The organism is Methylobacterium sp. Leaf111, from assembly GCF_001423285.1.
In the GTDB taxonomy this organism is placed as follows: Bacteria; Pseudomonadota; Alphaproteobacteria; order Rhizobiales; family Beijerinckiaceae; genus Methylobacterium.
The window spans coordinates 1-16,220 of sequence record NZ_LMNE01000056.1 but is presented as its reverse complement, the minus strand read 5'-3'; the positions used below and the strand labels follow the sequence as shown (position 1 = coordinate 16,220).

Below are 16,220 nucleotides of genomic sequence, written 5' to 3'. Positions count from 1 at the left end.
GCGGGATGCGAGGAGCGACGTGGTGCGAGCAGGCGAACAGGCGACCGGCGTGATGCCCGGCCTACGGGGCGTGCGGATCTGGCTCTACGTTCTGGCCGTCCTCGTCGTCGGCATGGTCGCCGTCGGCGGCGCCACCCGCCTGACCGGTTCCGGGCTCTCCATCACCGAGTGGCGCCCCGTCACCGGGGCGATTCCGCCCGTCTCGGCCGAGGCCTGGGCGGCGGAGTTCGACAAGTACCGCGACACGCCCCAGTACCGCATCCTGAACCAGGGCATGGGGCTTTCGGACTTCAAGGTCCTGTATGCCTGGGAATGGGGCCATCGCCTCCTCGGCCGCATCGTCGGCCTCGTCTTCTTCCTGCCGCTGCTCTGGTTCTGGTGGCGCGGCGCCCTGACCCGGCGCCTCGGCCTCGGCCTCCTCGGCCTCGGGCTCCTGGGCGGGCTCCAGGGCGCGATCGGCTGGATCATGGTCGCCTCCGGCCTGCAGCCGGGGATGACCGCCGTGGCGCCCCTCAAGCTCGCCCTGCACCTCACCACCGCCAGCCTGATCCTGGCCGGTCTGGTCTGGCTCGCCGCCGGATTGCGGGCGCCGGACGCCGCCGTCGAGGTCGATCCGCCCCGCCTGCGCCGGACGGCCCTGGCCATCATGACCCTCGTCGTCGTGCAGATCTTCCTCGGCGGCCTCGTGGCGGGCTCGAAGGCTGGTCTCCTCTACAACACATGGCCGACCATGGACGGGCACCTCATCCCGCCGGTCGCGGAGCTCTTCGCCGGGACGCCCTGGATCGAGAATTTCGTCGACAACCTCGCCCTGGTGCAGCTGAACCATCGCCTGACCGCCTACCTGCTGCTGGCGGTGGCCCTCGTTCATGCGTTCGACGCCCGCCGGGCGCGCCCGGGCTCGGGCATGGGCCGCCGGGCAACCGGCATCGCCGCCCTCGTTCTCACCCAGGCCGTCCTCGGCATCACCACCCTGCTGCTGGCCGTGCCGCTCTGGGCCGCGCTCGCCCATCAGGTCTTCGCCATGGCGGTGCTGACGATGGCGACGGTCCATGCCCGGCGAGCGGCCCGATCCCACGTCCCGGCGCCCCTCGGACGCCCGTCGACCCCCTTCGGCTACGAAACGCTCACCGGCAGAACGGCGTGATCGGCAGGGCAGCGTGATCGACAGAGCTCCCTGAGCGACACGGTTGCCGGATCGACGCGATCGCGTGACGGATGCGGCCGAGGCCCGGCATGTGCGGATCGCCACATCGCGACCGCACTGCAACGAACCACTCTGGCCCCCGCACGTTCGACCCCCGTCGGAACGCGGCCGGAGCCCTCGCCCCCCCCTCGTCCGACGCCCCTGAACCGCGAGAGGACGATCCCTGCATGCAGGATACCGAGACCCGGCGCACGCCCGCATCCGAGCCGACCCCCTCCGAGACCCGGACGACCTCCGAGCCCCGGACAGCCGCCTCCGCCGGTCAGACCCCATCCCCGGCGAAGCGCCGTCACGGCAAGCAGGCCTGGTTGGCCCTCGGCCTGACGGGATTGCTCGGCGCCGTCTGGGCCGTTGCCATCGCGAACCGTTATCCCAACATCCTTCCGGGCTAGTCCTCGCCCGAAGAGATTCCTGTTGATCGCTCCAACTCGGTAGTTGTCGCGGGGAACGCGGCAACAGGTTCAAGCGTAGCCTCAACGGATATACCGGAGGTCGGCGATGCTTTTAGCGGACGACGGACGCCCAACGGGAGTGACCTGGAACTATACCCGGAAAGAAATTCTGGCGGATGGCGCCGTCCACGTCGTGGGCGTCGCCCTCGGCGTAGCGGGTGCCATCGCCATCGTGGTGATCGCCGCCCTCTCGCCGCTCTCGCTCCTCGAGCGTGCTGGGGTCACGATCTACGCGGCCGGCCTAGTCTCGATGCTCGGCGTCTCGGCCACCTACAACATGTGGCCGGTGTCCCGCCGGAAATGGCTGCTCCGGCGCGCCGACCACGCCCTGATCTACCTGATGATCGCCGGCACCTACACGCCCCTGGTCGCCCTGGTGGGCGACGGATTGCCGGCGTGGAGCCTTCTCGGCACGGTCTGGCTGGTGGCGGCGATCGGCATCGCCCTGAAGCTGCTCCTGCCCGGGCGCTACGACCGGGTTTCCATCGGGCTCTACCTCACCCTCGGGTGGAGCGGGGTCGTCGCCTACGACGAGGTGATCGGCCGACTCGGCAGCGATGCCCTCTGGATGCTCGCCCTGGGCGGCGTCCTCTACTCCCTCGGGGTCGTCTTCCACGTCTGGCGCAGCCTGCCGTACCAGAACGCGATCTGGCACGCCTTCGTCCTCGCCGCGACGGCCTGCCATTACGGGACCGTGATGGCGACCGTGATGGGCGCCGGCGCCTGAGGGGCGACCGGGCCCGACGCCGGGACGCCGTGCTCGGAGTCGGCCAGAGGTTCGAGGCCGGGAACGTCCCCTGGCGCTACTTGCCCGTGCAGAGTCCGCGATCGGCAAGGTTGCGGTGCTCGCGCGGATCGCAATCCGTCGACAGGAACGAGGCCCACTCGGCGGGGGTGCCGTAGAAGGCGTTGCGGTCGACGTCGCCGCGCACGCCCGGCACCCGCCCGGTCGAGGTGAACTGCCATAGCATCCACTTGCGCTTGACGTAGCGCTGCTCCGGCTCGGCGGCCGTGGAGCGGACCCAGTGCGGGTAGTCCGGCAGCTCGTCCTCGAGCACGTCCTTGTGGAAGGTGATGTCGGTGTAGATGATCGGTCGCTTGCCGGTGTAGCGCTCCATCTCGTCGAGCATGTAGCGGATCATCGACAGGGCCTGGGCCTTGGGCAGCTTCTTCGGGCAGAGCTGCGAATGGCCGTTCCACTCCACGTCGAGGACGGGGGGGAGGGCGGTCGGGTCGTTGGGGACGTTCTTCTTGAACCAGGCCATCTGGTCCTGGGCCGAGCGGCACCAGAAGACGAAATGGTAGGCGCCCCGCGGCACGCCGGCCTGCGCGGCCCCGTCCCAGTTCGTTCGGAAGCGCTCGTCCACGTGGTCGCCGCCCTCCGTCGCCTTGATGAAGGCGAACTGGGTGCCGGCCGCACGCACCGACATCCAGTCGACGGGACCCTGCCACTTCGAGATGTCGATGCCCTGGACCGGGTGCTGCTTGGCCCGCGCGACGCCGGGATGAGGCTTGGCATCGCCCTTGGTCGGATAGAAATCCGTGGTCCCCGAGCAGGCCGCGAGGGCGGACAGCACGGCGACCGCCGCGCCGCGCCGCAATCCGGCGCGCAAGGCGGTCAGCGGCGCACGCTGGTTCTGACGTGCCGGGGCAGTCCCGTTCCACAGCCGCATCGTTGCCCGACCCACCAGCTTCTACGCGCTACCAATGGCTAAGGGATGACCCGGGCGCGGTTAACAGACCTTTGACGGCAATGCGGCGGATTTCCGGAAGCCATGTCGGGCAAGCCACATAGGCGGTCGGCATCCACCCTGGCCCCCACGGGCACCACCCCCTAAGTGCAGGCCGTGCCTGCGGGTTTGGGACACAGGAGGGTGCCGTGAAGGTTCTGTTCACCATCGGGTACGAAGGTCTCGATCCCGAGCGCCTGATCGCGGCTCTGAAGGACGCAGAGGTGGGAACCCTGGCGGATGTCCGCGCCGTGGCGAATTCCCGCAAGCGCGGCTTCTCCAAGACCGCCCTGCGCACCAGCCTGGAGGAGTCCGGCATCGGCTACGCCCATGCCCGCAGCCTCGGCACGCCGAAGGCCGGCCGACAGGCGGCCCGCGCCGACGATGCGGCGCTGATGCGGCGCATCTACTGCGAGGAGGTGCTCGACACCGCCGATGGCGGCCTCGCCCTCGACGAACTCTGTGCCCTGGCCGACCGCACACCGATCTGCCTGCTCTGCTTCGAGCGCGAGCCGGCGCGCTGCCATCGCCGCGTCCTCGCCGAGCGGATGCAGGCGCGGGGCTTCACGACGGTGGACCTGTTCGGGTGACGCCCGCTGCCCTCGCCACACGTAGGCCATCGGCGCGTTGACAATCTAGAGTTATCCGGTTTTCACTCAACCGGGGGTGACGATGCCGGATTTGCAATGACGCGCAAGGCGCTGGATCAGACGTTGGGCTTCCTCCGGGCCCTCGACCGGACCGCGAGCACCGACGATGTGGGGCGCCTGCTGGTGACGGAATTCGCGGCGCACGGCGTGTCCCATGCCATGGCGGGGACCATTCCCCGCAAGGGGACGCCGGCGCGGCAGCAGCACGGACACATCCTGGTCAACACCTTCCCGGAGGAATGGGGCCGGCGCTACCTGGCGCGCGGCTACGCCTTCCACGACCCCACGGTCCGTCACCTCGCCCACAGCACGGCGCCCTTCGCCTGGAGCGAGCTGGGCGAGCGGTTCGGCGACGATGCCGGCGCCCGCCGGGTGATGGCGGAGGCGGGCGAGTTCCGCCTCCGCGACGGGATCACGGTCCCGCTGATGACCCTCGACGGCGACATGGCGGGCTTCAGCCTCTCGGGCGAACGCCTCGGGCTGAATCCCGGCGACCGGCCGATGCTCCACCTCATCGCCACCTACGCCTTCGGCCATCTCCTGCGCCTGCGCGGCCCGGCGGGGGCGGCGCGGGCCGCCCGGCTCGCGCCGCGGGAGCGCGAGGCCCTGCAATGGGCGGCGGAGGGCAAGACCGACTGGGAGATCGGCGAGGTCATGGGCATCTCGACCCACGGGGTCGACTTCCACCTGCGCTCGGCCCGGACGAAGCTCGGCACCACCAACCGGACCCAGGCGGTCGCGGTGGCGTTGCGGCGTGGACTGATCACCTGACGCGGCCCCCTCGCGGGGGCCATCGCGACCACCCGCGCAGGGTCCGCCGGCGTCGATCCCGCACGCCTCGCGGCGTCGACCTACGGGTTCCCGTAGGTTTGTGACGGTCCCGATCATGTCAGAACCGGCCTCGGAACGGAGGTTTCGACATGATTCAGATCGTGACACCCGCGAATGAATACTGCTTCCGCGAAGAAATGGAACAGGTCTGGCGCCTGAGGCACGCGATCTTCGTCGACGAAAGGCGTTGGCTCGACCTCGCTCGTCCCGATGGGCGCGAGATCGACCAGTTCGACACGGCCCACGCGATGCACTTCCTCGCCATCGAGGCGGGGCGGGTCATCGGCTACAGCCGGCTCCTGCCGACGACACGGCCGCACCTCCTCTCCGACGTGCTGCCCCAGCTCTGCGAGGTGGCGCTGCCCTGCGGCCACGACACCTGGGAATGGACGCGCCAGGCCGTCGCCCGGTCCCATCGCGGACGGGGCAAGGCGGTGAATCTGGTTTCGCTCACCCTGCTCTCCGGCATCGTCGAGTGGGGCCTCGCCAACGGCGTGCGCCAGCTCGTGCTGCAAATGCCGACCCTCTACCTGCTGCACGTGGTGCAGCTCCACTTCCGGGCCCGGCCGCTGGGCCTGCCGCAATCGATCAGCGGCGAGGACATCATCGCGGCCACCGCGGAATTCGACGAGCGGACGCTGGCACGCCTGCGCGCCCTCACGGGGCGGACGGACTCCGTCCTCGCTCCGACCTACCCCTACCTCGCCGCCTGACGCGCGGCCGCAAAGGACCTGCCATGCTCACCCTGATCCAGCCACCGAAGGGCGAGGCCTTCGACGTCCTCGCCGCCCACTGCATCGCGGCGCGGGCCGTCATCGCGGAGGCCGGGACGCCGGTGATGCGGCGGTTGATCGACCTTCTGCTGTTCGAGATCGCCGTCGCCATGGCGGATCCGTCGGACAATCCGGCCCTCGTCCCGGAGCCGGTCGCCTGAGGGCGAACGGGCGGACCGGCGCCGGAGACTCAGCGCCCCATCAGCGCATCCACGTGGGCGGCGACGGAGAGGCCGAGCCCCTTGAGGCTGTAGCCGCCCTCCAGGACCGAGACGACGCGCCCGCCGGCATGGCGATCGGCCAGCGCCATCAGGCGGCGGGTCGCCCAGCCGAAATCGGCTTCGGTGAGCTCGACATGGCCGAGGGGATCGAGGTGGTGGGCGTCGAAACCCGCCGAGATGATGATGAGGTCGGGGGCATAGGCGTCGAGGCGGCGCAGGATGCCGGCCTCGAAGGCCTCGCGAAAGACCGGGCCGTCGTCGCCCGCCCGCAGGGGTACGTTGACGATGGTGTCGTGGTTGCCCCGCTCCGACGCGGCGCCCGTACCCGGAAACAGCGGCATCTCGTGGGTGGAGGCGTACATCACGGAGCGGTCGTCCCAGAAGATGTCCTGCGTGCCGTTGCCGTGGTGGACGTCCCAATCGACGATCGCCACCCGGCTCGCCCCGTGGGCTTCGCGGGCATGGCGCGCCGCGATGGCGGCGTTGTTGAAGACGCAGAACCCCATCGCGGTCATGCGCTCGGCATGGTGGCCCGGAGGCCGCATGGCCACGAAGGCATTGGCGCACTCGCCCGCCATCACGGCATCGACCGCGTGCACGGCGCCGCCGACCCCGCGCAGGGCCGCCTCGACGGTGCCGGGGGAGAGCAGGGTGTCGCCGTCGATCTGGACGTAGCCCTCCGTCGGCGACGCCTCGATGATCGCCTGCACGTAGGGCACGGGATGGACCAGGGTGGGCACCGAGGTCTCGGCCCTCGGGGCCTGGCCGCGGACAAGCCCGGCGAAGCGCTCGTCCTCGAGGGCCCGCTCCACTGCCCGGATCCGGTCGGCGCGTTCGGGATGCCCTTCCGGCATGGCGTGATCGAGGGCGGACGGGTGGCTCACGTACAGCGTCGTCACGGTCATCCCTTTGCGGCCGCCGATCTGTCGCTTTAAGACAACAGATGATGCCAATGTATCACATCTTGCGCATGATCACGTTGCCGGGATGCGCGCTCGGCTCGGGTTGTGCAAGACCTGTCCGAACACGAATCGATCAGACCGCGCCCGGTGACCGGCGGGTCGAGACAGGCCCTCATCCATGCGCGCGCCCGCCCTTCTCCTCCTGATCGGTACGCTGCTGCCGCTCGGCGCCTGCAACACCCGGACCAATCCGGGGGCGACCGGACCGCTCGCCGCGGCGCCCGCCCCCCTGAGCGGGCCGGAGCGCGACAAGGCCTGGATGAAGCTCGCGCCGAGCGCCCCCGTCGATCCGAAGATCGCCCGCGCCACCGTGGACTACCCGACGCGGGAAGCGCCCGGAACCGTCATCGTGGTCACCAAGGAGCGGCGGCTCTACTATGTGCTGCCCGACGGCAAGGCCGTGCGCTATCCCGTGGCCGTGGGCCATGCCAGCATGGCCTGGGCCGGGACGGCGGAGGTCGACCGCAAGGGTGAATGGCCGGACTGGAACCCGCCGCCGGAGATGCTGGCCCGCCGGCCCGACCTGCCGAAGCGCCTGGAAGGCGGCCCCACGAGCCCAATCGGGGCCCGCGCCCTCTATCTCGCGGAGGGCAAGAAGGACACGCTGTTCCGCATCCACGGCACCAACGAGCCGGAGAAGATCGGTCAGGCGGTCTCTTCGGGCTGCATCCGCATGCGCAACGACGACGTGGTCGACCTCTACGACCGGGTGCCGATCGGCGCGAAGGTGGTGGTGCGCTGACACTTAACCAAGCGCGGGTGGTTTGTCGGTCGCGGCGGGTCGTTCGTCGGCAAGAGCCCCCAGGCGCATCCCGCGGTGACGCCCGGCGGGACGGTCGGCCGGCGGAACGCCGACCGCCTCGCGCGGGGGTTCGCCGTCACGAACCAGGCGGATCGAGCCGCCGACGGCCGATCCCGACGTGACGATGAGCGCGTTCGCCTGCGCTGCGAGAACCGGCAGGCACAACGGGAGCGCGACGTCGTCGCGCCCGAGACGGCCGTTCCGGGCGAGGTCATGGCGCCGGGACGGTCGATGCCCGGGCACCCGGCCGCACGTCCCGGCACGAAGGCGCGACCCCCGAAACGCTCACGAACACCTGGCGTGCCCGGTGGCCCTCGCATGTGCCGAGCCCTGCCTGCAAGGCAGGCGCGGTGCGCGCGGGGATGGCGATGCGGACAGGATCATCGGAGCGCCCGCCGCGTCTGGGGCGCCGGACGCCCCCCGGTCGACGCGCCGGGCGCCGAGCGGCCCGCCGTGAGCCAGGCCGTCTTCGCCCCGGATGCGCCGGACCGCTTCGCGGCCTACCACGACCTCTAGGCGATCGGCTCGACGGTCTCGCGGATCGGCGACCGCCTCCAGGCCGCCGTGAGGGGGCGCCGCGCCGCCGGATTGCTCCTGCGTGACCGGCAGATCGCCGGCGCCGTCCACTAGCGCGAGGCGGCGCGCATCTGGGGCGGCGGGACCTCGACATGCGCGCGGTCGCCTCCGGCTCCGGCCTGTCCCGCAGCGCCCTCTACCGGGCCTTCGTCCCGGTTGGCAGGGTCGGGCACGAGATCCTGCGTCGCCGCGTGGCCCGCCTGCGCTCGGCCATCTTCCGCAGCGGCAGGGACGTGCGGATTTCGAATCTGGTCTGGACCCTCGGGTTCGCTACGCCGAGCCATGCCGCGCGGGCCTTCAAGGGCACCTACAGCGTCGCGCCGGGCAAATCCGCGCGGAAGTCCGGGCCCCGGAGGGGCGCCTCTTGGAGGACCTTTAATCCGATCACCTGCGGGGCTGGATCCGGGACCTGACCGGATCGTCCCGTCTCTCCTGAGCGATCCGGTCGGCGCCAGATAGACCTGGCCTCCCGCGACGGCGCCGATTAACAACGCGACCGCACGAGGGAGAGCCAGACCGATGCAGAGTTTCGTCCGCGCCAAATTGCACGGCCTCCGGGTGACCGGTGCCGACCTGAACTATCACGGCTCGATCACCCTCGACGCGGACTTCTGCCGGGAGGTCGGCCTCGATCCCCTCGAATTCGTCGAGATCTGGAACAAGATGTCGGGCGCCCGGATCAGCACCTACGTCCTCTACGGCGCGGCGGGATCGCGCTGCTGCATCCTGAACGGGGCGGCCGCCCGCACCTGCCAGGTCGGCGACGAGGTCATCATCGCCTCCGCGACCTACGGCTCCATCGAGGACGTGATCGCGCGCAAGCCGAAGGTGCTGATCTTCGGCCCGGACAACGCGATCAGTGACCGGGTGACCTACGACGTCTTCCGCGACGCCGAGGGACGCCTCGACATGCGCATCCTCGGGCCCGGCATCGCGGGCTGACGGGGCGCTCGCTCCGCCCGCGGCCCGCGGAGCGGGGAGGGTGCGCCGGCCCCGGAGCATCAGGATTTCGAAAGGCTCATTCGTGAGCAGGCTTTAACCTGAACAGTGATTCAGATTTGCCCGTTAACCGCTTGAACGATGCCGTCCTGCATAGTCGAACCATCGACAGGGACACAGACCGGCCAAGATAAAGCCGGGGAGGCATCAAGAGATGATCAACCTTTCGCTTCAGGTTTTCTGTAACCGTATCGTTGCAGCCGATTGCATCACCGCCGAGGACGTCCAGATCCTGGCGCGCGAGATCCTCCCCGATGGCTTCGTGTGCCGCGACGAGGCCGACATGCTGATCGCCCTCGAGCGCATCGTCACTTTCGCGGATACGAGCTTCGGCGACTACCTCGTCGCGTCGGTGGTGGATTTCGCCGTCTGGGGCGAGCGCCCCACCGGCTACATCGATGCGGGCGTGGCCGCCTGGCTGGTGGGCAGCCTGCGCGCCGGCAGCGGCCCGACCCGTCTCGCCGCCCGCCTCGCCCGCGAGGTCGTGCGTGAGGCCCAGGCCAGCGACGAAGCCCTCATCGCCTTCGCGCTGGCAGCCAACCGCGCCACCGCCGAGAGCGACCGGATGCGCGAATTGCTGGCTGCTTAGAAGCCGCCAGCCCCTGATATTTCGCATTCAAAATCATATGGTGCATCGCACCGTGAGATTGTCGGTCGTGGCCGTGCATAAACAGGCCCCCGGCCTGGATCGATCAGCTTCCCGAAGCCGCATAACTGCTTTAACGGGAACCAGCTTGGGCGTTTGCAAGACGCCGCATGTTCCCTGACGGACCAGAGTGCGCGGAAAGATGTTCGACAAGATCCTGATCGCGAACCGTGGCGAAATCGCCTGTCGCATCATCAAGACCGCCCGGCGCATGGGCATCAAGACCGTGGCGGTCTACTCGGATGCCGACCGCGACGCCGTGCACGTCGCCATGGCCGACGAGGCCGTGCACATCGGTCCGGCCCCGGCGGCGCAGTCCTACCTGCTCATCGACAAGATCATCGACGCCTGCAAGCAGACCGGCGCCCAGGCCGTGCATCCGGGCTACGGCTTCCTGTCCGAGCGCGAATCCTTCCCGCGCGCGCTGGAAGCGGCCGGCATCGTCTTCATCGGCCCCAACCCCGCCGCCATCGCGGCGATGGGCGACAAGATCGAATCCAAGAAGGCGGCCTCGGCCGCGACGGTCTCCACCGTGCCGGGCTTCCTCGGCGTCATCGAGAGCCCCGAGCACGCGGTCACCATCGCGGACGAGATCGGCTATCCCGTCATGATCAAGGCCTCCGCCGGCGGCGGCGGCAAGGGCATGCGCATCGCCCATTCCTCCGGCGAGGTGGCGGAGGGCTTCGCCCGCGCCAAGTCCGAGGCCGCCTCGTCCTTCGGCGACGACCGCGTCTTCGTGGAGAAGTTCATCACCGACCCGCGCCACATCGAGATCCAGGTGATCGGCGACAAGCACGGCAACGTGATCTACCTCGGCGAGCGCGAGTGCTCGATCCAGCGCCGCAACCAGAAGGTCATCGAGGAGGCGCCGTCGCCGCTCCTCGACGAGGCCACCCGCCGCAAGATGGGCGAGCAGGCCGTCGCGCTGGCAAAAGCCGTGAACTACGATTCCGCCGGCACCGTCGAGTTCGTGGCCGGCCAGGACAAGTCGTTCTACTTCCTCGAGATGAACACCCGCCTGCAGGTGGAGCATCCGGTCACCGAGATGATCACCGGCCTCGACCTCGTCGAGTTGATGATCCGGGTCGCGGCCGGCGAGGCCCTGCCGCTCGGCCAGGCAGACGTGAAGCTCAACGGCTGGGCCGTCGAGAGCCGGGTCTACGCCGAGGACCCGACCCGCAACTTCCTGCCCTCGATCGGGCGCCTCACCACCTACCGGCCGCCGGCCGAAGGCGAGTTCGGCGGCGCCATCGTCCGCAACGACACCGGCGTGGAGGAGGGCGGCGAGATCGCGATCCACTACGACCCGATGATCGCCAAGCTGGTCACCTGGGCCCCGACCCGGGCCGAGGCCATCGAATCCCAGGGCGAGGCGCTGGACGCCTTCGCCATCGAGGGCATCCGCCACAACATCCCGTTCCTCGCCGCCCTGATGGCGCATCCGCGCTGGCGCTCGGGCAACCTCTCCACCGGCTTCATCGCCGAGGAGTTCCCCGAGGGCTTCGTCGCCCCCGAGCCGAAGGGCGCGATCGCCCAGCGCATGGCGGCCGCGGCCGCGGCCATCGACCACAAGATGAACCAGCGCAAGCGCGGCATCTCGGGCCAGATGCGCGATCCGGCCCTGCTGCATTTCGAGCGCGACCGCGTCGTGGTCCTAGCGGGCGAATCCTACCCGGTTACCGTCGACGCCGTCGGCGGCACCCTGATCGTCACGGGCGCCGACGGCACCACCTGGCCGGTCTCCTCCGACTGGCGCCCGGGCGAACCCGTCTGGCAGGGCGAGATCGGCGGGGCCCGCGTGGCGATGCAGGTCCGCGGCCTCCTCAACGGCGTCGCCCTCCAGCACGCCGGCGCCGCGGCCGAGGCCCGGGTCTACACCCAGCGCGAGGCGGCCCTCGCCGCCCTGATGCCGGTCAAGGAGGATGCCGGCTCCGGCAAGCAGGTGCTCTGCCCGATGCCCGGCCTCGTCAAGGCGATCCTGGTCAAGGAAGGCCAGGAGGTGAAGAACGGCGAACCCCTGGCCATCGTCGAGGCGATGAAGATGGAGAACGTGCTGCGGGCCGAGCGCGACGCCACCGTCGCCAAGATCGCCGCCAAGGAAGGCGACAGCCTCGCGGTCGACGCGGTCATCCTCGAATTCGCTTGACGCGCGGCCGGCCCCGGGCCGCGTCGCCTCCCGTCCCGGGACGCGGCGCGGCCCGGGCCGGACGCCCTGGACCCGGTCGATGCCCCTCTACTTCGCCTACGGCGCGAACATGGATGCCGGCGCCATGGCCGCGCGCTGCCCGCGCTCGACCTTGATCGGGCAGGGCCGCCTCAACCGGCACCGCTTCATCATCATGCGGGAGGGCTACGCCTCCGTGGTGCGCGACCCACGCGCGACCGTGCATGGTATACTGTGGGATCTCGCCCTCGGAGACGTCCCGGCCCTCGACCGCTACGAGGGCGTCGCCTCGGGCCTCTACATCAAGGCGATGCAGCCGGTCTCGGTGCCGGGCGGTTCGAAGCGGGCGCTGATCTATCTCGGCGGCACCAGCGCCACGGGGGCGCCCCGTCCGGGCTACCTCGAAGCCGTCCTCGCCGCGGCGACCGCCGCACAGTTGCCGGCCGTCTATCGCGCGGAATTACAGGCCTGGCAGCGCGGGCGCGCCGGTTGAGCCATGCTCCCCGGATGGTCTTCGATCGCACGGGTCCGGCTTCGGGCTGTCGAAGACGGGGCAAGTCCGAACGGAGTCCTGCGCGCGCAGGTCCCTCTCCCTCGGCGGCGTGCCATCGCGTCTTCCGGACCGCCGCCGCCCAACGATGCTACAAAGGACAAGACTGCGATGCCCGAGATCCGAACCGTCGCGGTGATCATCCGGGGCCGGGTCCAGGGCGTCGGCTACCGATTCTGGACGCGCGGCGAGGCGGATCGCCAAGGCCTCTCCGGGTTCGTCCGCAACCGCCCGGACGGGTCCGTCGAGGCCCTGTTCTCCGGAGCCCCCGACGCCGTGGCACGGATGCTGGACGCCTGCCGCCAGGGTCCGCCCGGTGCCCGCGTCACGGACATCGCCGTGACGGAGCCTGCGGTCGCACCGCCGCAGACCGGTTTCGCGATCCGCTGACGCTTCGTCCCGGGTGAGACACATCCGGCCCCCCTTCGTCTGGACAGGGCGTCGGCTTCCGCGCTAGCGCCCGGGCGGGGCGCCCGGCGATCGGTCGTCGAGAGACCGGACGCGATGCTGACCGCCGACTTCTCCTATCTCGACCTCGCGGCCCTCAGCTACTTCGTGGCCGCCTGGGCCGGCTACGGCATCGCGGTGGCGCGCATGCGCGGGCGCCGCACCAGCCTCAGCCAGATCATGAATGCGCAGCGGGCGGAGTGGACGCGCCAGCTCATCGGGCGCGACAACCGCGTGGTCGACACCACGATCAACGCCTCCCTCCAGAACGGGACGGCCTTCTTCGCCTCGACCTCGCTCATCGCCCTCGGCGGCGTCCTGACCCTGTCACGCTCGGGAGACGACGTCCTCACCCTGTTCGGTACGCTCCCCTTCGGCGCCATCGCCACGCGCTTGACCTGGGAGATCAAGGTGGCGGGCCTCGCGGTCGTCTTCGTCTACGCCTTCTTCAAGTTCTCCTGGGCCTACCGGCTGTTCAATTACGGCGCGATCCTCCTCGGCGCGGTACCGCCGAAAGGTTCGGATGCGACGCCGGAGCAGATGCTCCGCGCGGCGCGCAAGGCGGCCGCGATGAACATTGCCGCCGGAAGCCACTTCGCGCGCGGCCAGCGCGCCTTCTTCTTCGCCCTGGCCTATCTCGGCTGGTTCGTGAGCCCCTGGCTCCTCATGCTGACCACCACCGCGGTGGTGCTGGTGATGTGGCGACGGCAATTCGCCTCGCGAATTCGCGCCGCCCTGCTGGCGGAAGACGACGGGACAGGGCAGGGATGGCAGCCATGACGATTTCCAAGAAGCCCACGCGCCAGCGCACCTCCTCCCCGAAGATCCCCGCCGCGAAGGCGCCCCCGAAGGTCGCGGCGAAGCCGGAACCGAAATCGACGGGTCGCCCGGAACGCAAGGGGCCGTCCGAAACGCTGATCGCGGAGACGATCCTGCGTCTTCTCGCGGCTCGCGAGGCCGGTAAGACCATCTGTCCGTCCGAGGTGGCCCGGGAACTCGGGGGACCGCAGCCGGAGGGCTGGAGCCCCCTGATGCAGCCCATCCGCCGGATCGCTGTGCGGATGACCAAGGCCGGCGAAGTCGCGATCCTGCGCAAGGGAAAGCCGGTTGAAGACCCGGACGATTTCCGCGGCGTCTATCGGCTCGGAGCCGCGGCCCCGGCGCCGGACGAGGCCTGAGGCGCCGGCAGCAGGGCATCGGTGTAGCCGCTGAGCCGATAGGCGACGAGACCGAACCACTCCTTGGTCACGATGTCCAGGAGCGCCAACCCCTCGGACGCGAAGGCATTGACGTGCAGGACGTCTCGCCAACCGCCGGTGCGATAATCCACGGGATAGGCGGTGACGGCGAAGCCGGCCTCGCGGAAGCAGCCGATCGCCCGGGGCATGTGCCAGGCCGACGTGACGAGAAGCCAGCGCTCTCCCGGCTGCGGCTTGACCATGTCGGCGGTGAAGCGCGCGTTCTCGCGCGTGTTGCGCGAGCGATCCTCGAGGATCAGCCGGGTGCGCGGCAGCCCCATCGTGTCGGCGTAGCGACCGACGATCTCGGATTCCGAGGCCTTGCTGCCGCCGAGGCTGCCGCTTCCGCCGGTGAAGACGAGACGGCTCTGGGGATAGCGCCGGGCCAGATCCGCCATCGCGACCTGTCGCTCGGCCGCGTCGTTGAGGAGGAGTTGTCCCCGATCCGCCGAAAGCCGGGTCTCGATCGCGCCGCCGAGAACGATGATCCCGGTGACCGGTGCACCATCGTCGACGAATGCGGGAAATCGCTCCTCAAGCGGCAGGGCGATGAGGACGGGCAGGGGTGAGAGGCCGGCGACCAATAGGATCATGGCCGCCAGGCCGCCGATCCAGAGCCCGCTCCGAAGCCATCCCCCTGTCGCCAATCCGATCCCCAGCAGCACGAGCAGGGCAAGGGCGTTCGACGGCGTCACAAGGAAGTACAGCAGCTTCGACAAGGGAAAGAACATGCACGGGCAACCGGAGCGGGTGGGCAGGTGAGGCGTGATACCGCAACGGCCACGGCCTTGTCCCGCGCGTTACCCGGTAGCGCGAACCAGCGCATCGGACAGAGGCGAACCGAGACATCGTCATGCCCACTCGCATAGACGATGGAGCTGACAAATCCGTCCCGGATCAGCCCTACGCAAGGACCACCGATTGCTCTTGATCCGCGAACGGCTTAGGTTAATTTCATGGAGTGGGATAAATTCCCACGGGTAATATTGTCAATGCCACGCTTTTTCATCGACCTCCACGACGGAGCCAATTTCGTCAAGGACAAGGTCGGATTCGAATTGTCCGACGAGGATGCGGTGCGCACGAAGCTCGTGCGCATCATGGCCAAGATCGCGCAGGAATTCAGCGTCGAGACCGAGCGACAGGACTACCTGGCGATCGTGCGGGGCGAAGAGGCGCAGGTCCTGTTCCGGGCCCATCTCTCACTCGATATCGAGCGGGTCGACGGCGCGGTGGAGGTCATTCCGGACGAAGCCTGACGACGTCCGACCGACGCGCGGTGATTTTCGTCCCAGCACGTCCTCCTCGGAAGCCGATTTCTCGGTGGCGGTGGGGACTCGGACGATCGTCCTGCACCGGTATCGCGGAGCCGTCAGTGCCCCTGCGGCCTTACAGGAAGGCTTTCGGGGAGGGCGCCCGGCGGTCTCAGCGTCCGTAGATATCCTCGACGCGGATGATGTCGTCCTCGCCGGTGTAGGAGCCGACCTGGACCTCGATCAGTTCCAGGGGGATCCTGCCCAGGTTGGTCAGGCGGTGCATCGAGCCGATCGGCAGGTAGATCGCTTCGTTCTCGTGCACCAGCACCACCGACTCGTTCAGCGTGACCTCCGCCGTGCCCTTGACCACGACCCAGTGCTCGGCCCGGTGGAAATGCTTCTGCAGCGACAGCCGCCCGCCCGGCGTTACCATGATCCGCTTGACCTGGAAGCGCTCGCCCAGGTCGATCCGCTGGTACCAGCCCCAGGGCCGGTACATCCGCCGATGGGCGTCCGCCTCCGGGTRGCCCTGCGCGCGCAGGCGTGTGACGAGATCCTTCACCTCGCCCGATCGCGCCTTCGAGGTCACCAGCACGGCGTCGGGSGTCGTGACCACSACGACGTCGTCGAGCCCCACCACCGTCGTCAGGTGCTCGCCCTCGCTGTGGATCAGGCTGCCATGGGTGTCGATGGTCTCGACCCGGCCCCGGACGGCG

21 protein-coding genes are annotated in these 16,220 nt (G+C 69.5%); 17 read left to right on the top strand and 4 right to left on the bottom strand.

Annotated elements, in window-relative coordinates:
- Positions 1-52: 52 nt before the first annotated feature.
- The 3 genes from ASF41_RS19495 (at position 53) to ASF41_RS19485 (ending at position 2,386) form a co-directional block, all read left to right on the top strand.
- On the top strand, positions 53-1,147 hold the full coding sequence (locus ASF41_RS19495) for a COX15/CtaA family protein (RefSeq protein WP_056496215.1): 1,095 nt from the start codon (positions 53-55) through the stop codon (positions 1,145-1,147).
- A 227-nt stretch (positions 1,148-1,374) separates the two neighbouring features.
- Entirely contained in the window at positions 1,375-1,599 is a 225-nt protein-coding gene (locus tag ASF41_RS19490) for a hypothetical protein (protein WP_056211382.1), read from the top strand.
- A gap of 106 nt (positions 1,600-1,705) precedes the next feature.
- Positions 1,706-2,386: a hemolysin III family protein gene (locus ASF41_RS19485; protein ID WP_056496212.1), complete on the top strand. Its 681-nt coding sequence runs from the start codon at positions 1,706-1,708 to the stop codon at positions 2,384-2,386.
- Between the two features lie 76 nt (positions 2,387-2,462).
- Here the strand turns inward: ASF41_RS19485 and ASF41_RS19480 are convergent, their stop codons facing one another.
- Complete coding sequence (locus tag ASF41_RS19480) at positions 2,463-3,332, bottom strand: GH25 family lysozyme (RefSeq protein ID WP_056211385.1); 870 nt, start codon at positions 3,330-3,332, stop codon at positions 2,463-2,465.
- 215 nt (positions 3,333-3,547) lie between these two features.
- Between ASF41_RS19480 and ASF41_RS19475 the strand changes: the two genes are divergently transcribed.
- From ASF41_RS19475 to ASF41_RS19460, 4 genes are all read left to right on the top strand, one after another.
- The gene (locus ASF41_RS19475) at positions 3,548-3,979 is read left to right on the top strand and encodes a DUF488 family protein (RefSeq protein WP_056273638.1); all 432 of its coding nucleotides are present in this window, start codon (positions 3,548-3,550) and stop codon (positions 3,977-3,979) included.
- Positions 3,980-4,075: 96 nt separating this feature from the next.
- Positions 4,076-4,810: a LuxR family transcriptional regulator gene (locus ASF41_RS19470; RefSeq protein ID WP_056211387.1), complete on the top strand. Its 735-nt coding sequence runs from the start codon at positions 4,076-4,078 to the stop codon at positions 4,808-4,810.
- Between the two features lie 149 nt (positions 4,811-4,959).
- Entirely contained in the window at positions 4,960-5,583 is a 624-nt protein-coding gene (locus ASF41_RS19465) for an acyl-homoserine-lactone synthase (protein ID WP_056496209.1), read from the top strand.
- A 23-nt stretch (positions 5,584-5,606) separates the two neighbouring features.
- A complete protein-coding gene (locus tag ASF41_RS19460) occupies positions 5,607-5,804 on the top strand; it encodes a hypothetical protein (RefSeq protein ID WP_056211391.1) in 198 nt (65 codons plus the stop codon).
- Between the two features lie 29 nt (positions 5,805-5,833).
- Here ASF41_RS19460 and ASF41_RS19455 read toward each other — a convergent pair whose 3' ends face one another.
- A complete protein-coding gene (locus tag ASF41_RS19455; RefSeq protein WP_056273632.1) occupies positions 5,834-6,763 on the bottom strand; it encodes a histone deacetylase family protein in 930 nt (309 codons plus the stop codon).
- Positions 6,764-6,944: 181 nt separating this feature from the next.
- Between ASF41_RS19455 and ASF41_RS19450 the strand changes: the two genes are divergently transcribed.
- From ASF41_RS19450 to ASF41_RS19405, 9 genes are all read left to right on the top strand, one after another.
- Positions 6,945-7,568 (top strand): L,D-transpeptidase, encoded by a 624-nt coding sequence (locus ASF41_RS19450; protein WP_056496206.1) that lies wholly within the window; start codon positions 6,945-6,947, stop codon positions 7,566-7,568.
- Between the two features lie 728 nt (positions 7,569-8,296).
- A complete protein-coding gene (locus ASF41_RS19440; protein WP_056496198.1) occupies positions 8,297-8,617 on the top strand; it encodes an AraC family transcriptional regulator in 321 nt (106 codons plus the stop codon).
- 106 nt (positions 8,618-8,723) lie between these two features.
- The gene (panD, locus tag ASF41_RS19435; RefSeq protein ID WP_056496195.1) at positions 8,724-9,146 is read left to right on the top strand and encodes an aspartate 1-decarboxylase; all 423 of its coding nucleotides are present in this window, start codon (positions 8,724-8,726) and stop codon (positions 9,144-9,146) included.
- Between the two features lie 211 nt (positions 9,147-9,357).
- Positions 9,358-9,792, top strand: a complete 435-nt coding sequence (locus ASF41_RS19430) for a hypothetical protein (RefSeq protein ID WP_056211400.1) — start codon at positions 9,358-9,360, stop codon at positions 9,790-9,792.
- A gap of 199 nt (positions 9,793-9,991) precedes the next feature.
- The gene (locus ASF41_RS19425; protein WP_056272398.1) at positions 9,992-11,995 is read left to right on the top strand and encodes an acetyl/propionyl/methylcrotonyl-CoA carboxylase subunit alpha; all 2,004 of its coding nucleotides are present in this window, start codon (positions 9,992-9,994) and stop codon (positions 11,993-11,995) included.
- A gap of 79 nt (positions 11,996-12,074) precedes the next feature.
- Positions 12,075-12,506, top strand: a complete 432-nt coding sequence (locus ASF41_RS19420; RefSeq protein ID WP_056354245.1) for a gamma-glutamylcyclotransferase — start codon at positions 12,075-12,077, stop codon at positions 12,504-12,506.
- A 168-nt stretch (positions 12,507-12,674) separates the two neighbouring features.
- A complete protein-coding gene (locus tag ASF41_RS19415) occupies positions 12,675-12,953 on the top strand; it encodes an acylphosphatase (RefSeq protein ID WP_056496193.1) in 279 nt (92 codons plus the stop codon).
- 114 nt (positions 12,954-13,067) lie between these two features.
- On the top strand, positions 13,068-13,790 hold the full coding sequence (locus ASF41_RS19410; protein ID WP_055953252.1) for a DUF599 domain-containing protein: 723 nt from the start codon (positions 13,068-13,070) through the stop codon (positions 13,788-13,790).
- A gap of 134 nt (positions 13,791-13,924) precedes the next feature.
- The gene (locus tag ASF41_RS19405; protein ID WP_056273630.1) at positions 13,925-14,188 is read left to right on the top strand and encodes a DUF3253 domain-containing protein; all 264 of its coding nucleotides are present in this window, start codon (positions 13,925-13,927) and stop codon (positions 14,186-14,188) included.
- Here ASF41_RS19405 and ASF41_RS19400 read toward each other — a convergent pair.
- Positions 14,146-14,979 carry a YdcF family protein gene (locus ASF41_RS19400; protein ID WP_056378656.1) on the bottom strand — a complete coding sequence of 278 codons (834 nt, stop codon included), beginning with the start codon at positions 14,977-14,979 and terminating at the stop codon, positions 14,146-14,148. The genes ASF41_RS19405 and ASF41_RS19400 overlap by 43 nt on opposite strands.
- A 261-nt stretch (positions 14,980-15,240) precedes the next feature.
- Between ASF41_RS19400 and ASF41_RS19395 the strand changes: the two genes are divergently transcribed.
- Positions 15,241-15,507: a DUF6894 family protein gene (locus ASF41_RS19395; protein WP_056211408.1), complete on the top strand. Its 267-nt coding sequence runs from the start codon at positions 15,241-15,243 to the stop codon at positions 15,505-15,507.
- Between the two features lie 166 nt (positions 15,508-15,673).
- Here the strand turns inward: ASF41_RS19395 and ASF41_RS19390 are convergent.
- Positions 15,674-16,220: cupin domain-containing protein (locus ASF41_RS19390; protein WP_156653399.1), on the bottom strand; the 547-nt coding region annotated here is incomplete at its 5' end.

Bases quoted from the DNA above. Each gene is read 5' to 3' on its own strand.
- ASF41_RS19495 (WP_056496215.1), top strand. From the start codon at position 53: ATGCCCGGCCTACGGGGCGTGCGGATCTGGCTCTACGTTCTGGCCGTC.
- ASF41_RS19490 (WP_056211382.1), top strand. From the start codon at position 1,375: ATGCAGGATACCGAGACCCGGCGCACGCCCGCATCCGAGCCGACCCCC.
- ASF41_RS19485 (WP_056496212.1), top strand. From the start codon at position 1,706: ATGCTTTTAGCGGACGACGGACGCCCAACGGGAGTGACCTGGAACTAT.
- ASF41_RS19480 (WP_056211385.1), bottom strand. From the start codon at position 3,332: ATGCGGCTGTGGAACGGGACTGCCCCGGCACGTCAGAACCAGCGTGCG.
- ASF41_RS19470 (WP_056211387.1), top strand. From the start codon at position 4,076: ATGACGCGCAAGGCGCTGGATCAGACGTTGGGCTTCCTCCGGGCCCTC.
- ASF41_RS19465 (WP_056496209.1), top strand. From the start codon at position 4,960: ATGATTCAGATCGTGACACCCGCGAATGAATACTGCTTCCGCGAAGAA.
- ASF41_RS19460 (WP_056211391.1), top strand. From the start codon at position 5,607: ATGCTCACCCTGATCCAGCCACCGAAGGGCGAGGCCTTCGACGTCCTC.
- ASF41_RS19450 (WP_056496206.1), top strand. From the start codon at position 6,945: ATGCGCGCGCCCGCCCTTCTCCTCCTGATCGGTACGCTGCTGCCGCTC.
- ASF41_RS19440 (WP_056496198.1), top strand. From the start codon at position 8,297: ATGCGCGCGGTCGCCTCCGGCTCCGGCCTGTCCCGCAGCGCCCTCTAC.
- panD (WP_056496195.1), top strand. From the start codon at position 8,724: ATGCAGAGTTTCGTCCGCGCCAAATTGCACGGCCTCCGGGTGACCGGT.
- ASF41_RS19430 (WP_056211400.1), top strand. From the start codon at position 9,358: ATGATCAACCTTTCGCTTCAGGTTTTCTGTAACCGTATCGTTGCAGCC.
- ASF41_RS19425 (WP_056272398.1), top strand. From the start codon at position 9,992: ATGTTCGACAAGATCCTGATCGCGAACCGTGGCGAAATCGCCTGTCGC.
- ASF41_RS19420 (WP_056354245.1), top strand. From the start codon at position 12,075: ATGCCCCTCTACTTCGCCTACGGCGCGAACATGGATGCCGGCGCCATG.
- ASF41_RS19415 (WP_056496193.1), top strand. From the start codon at position 12,675: ATGCCCGAGATCCGAACCGTCGCGGTGATCATCCGGGGCCGGGTCCAG.
- ASF41_RS19410 (WP_055953252.1), top strand. From the start codon at position 13,068: ATGCTGACCGCCGACTTCTCCTATCTCGACCTCGCGGCCCTCAGCTAC.
- ASF41_RS19400 (WP_056378656.1), bottom strand. From the start codon at position 14,979: ATGTTCTTTCCCTTGTCGAAGCTGCTGTACTTCCTTGTGACGCCGTCG.
- ASF41_RS19395 (WP_056211408.1), top strand. From the start codon at position 15,241: ATGCCACGCTTTTTCATCGACCTCCACGACGGAGCCAATTTCGTCAAG.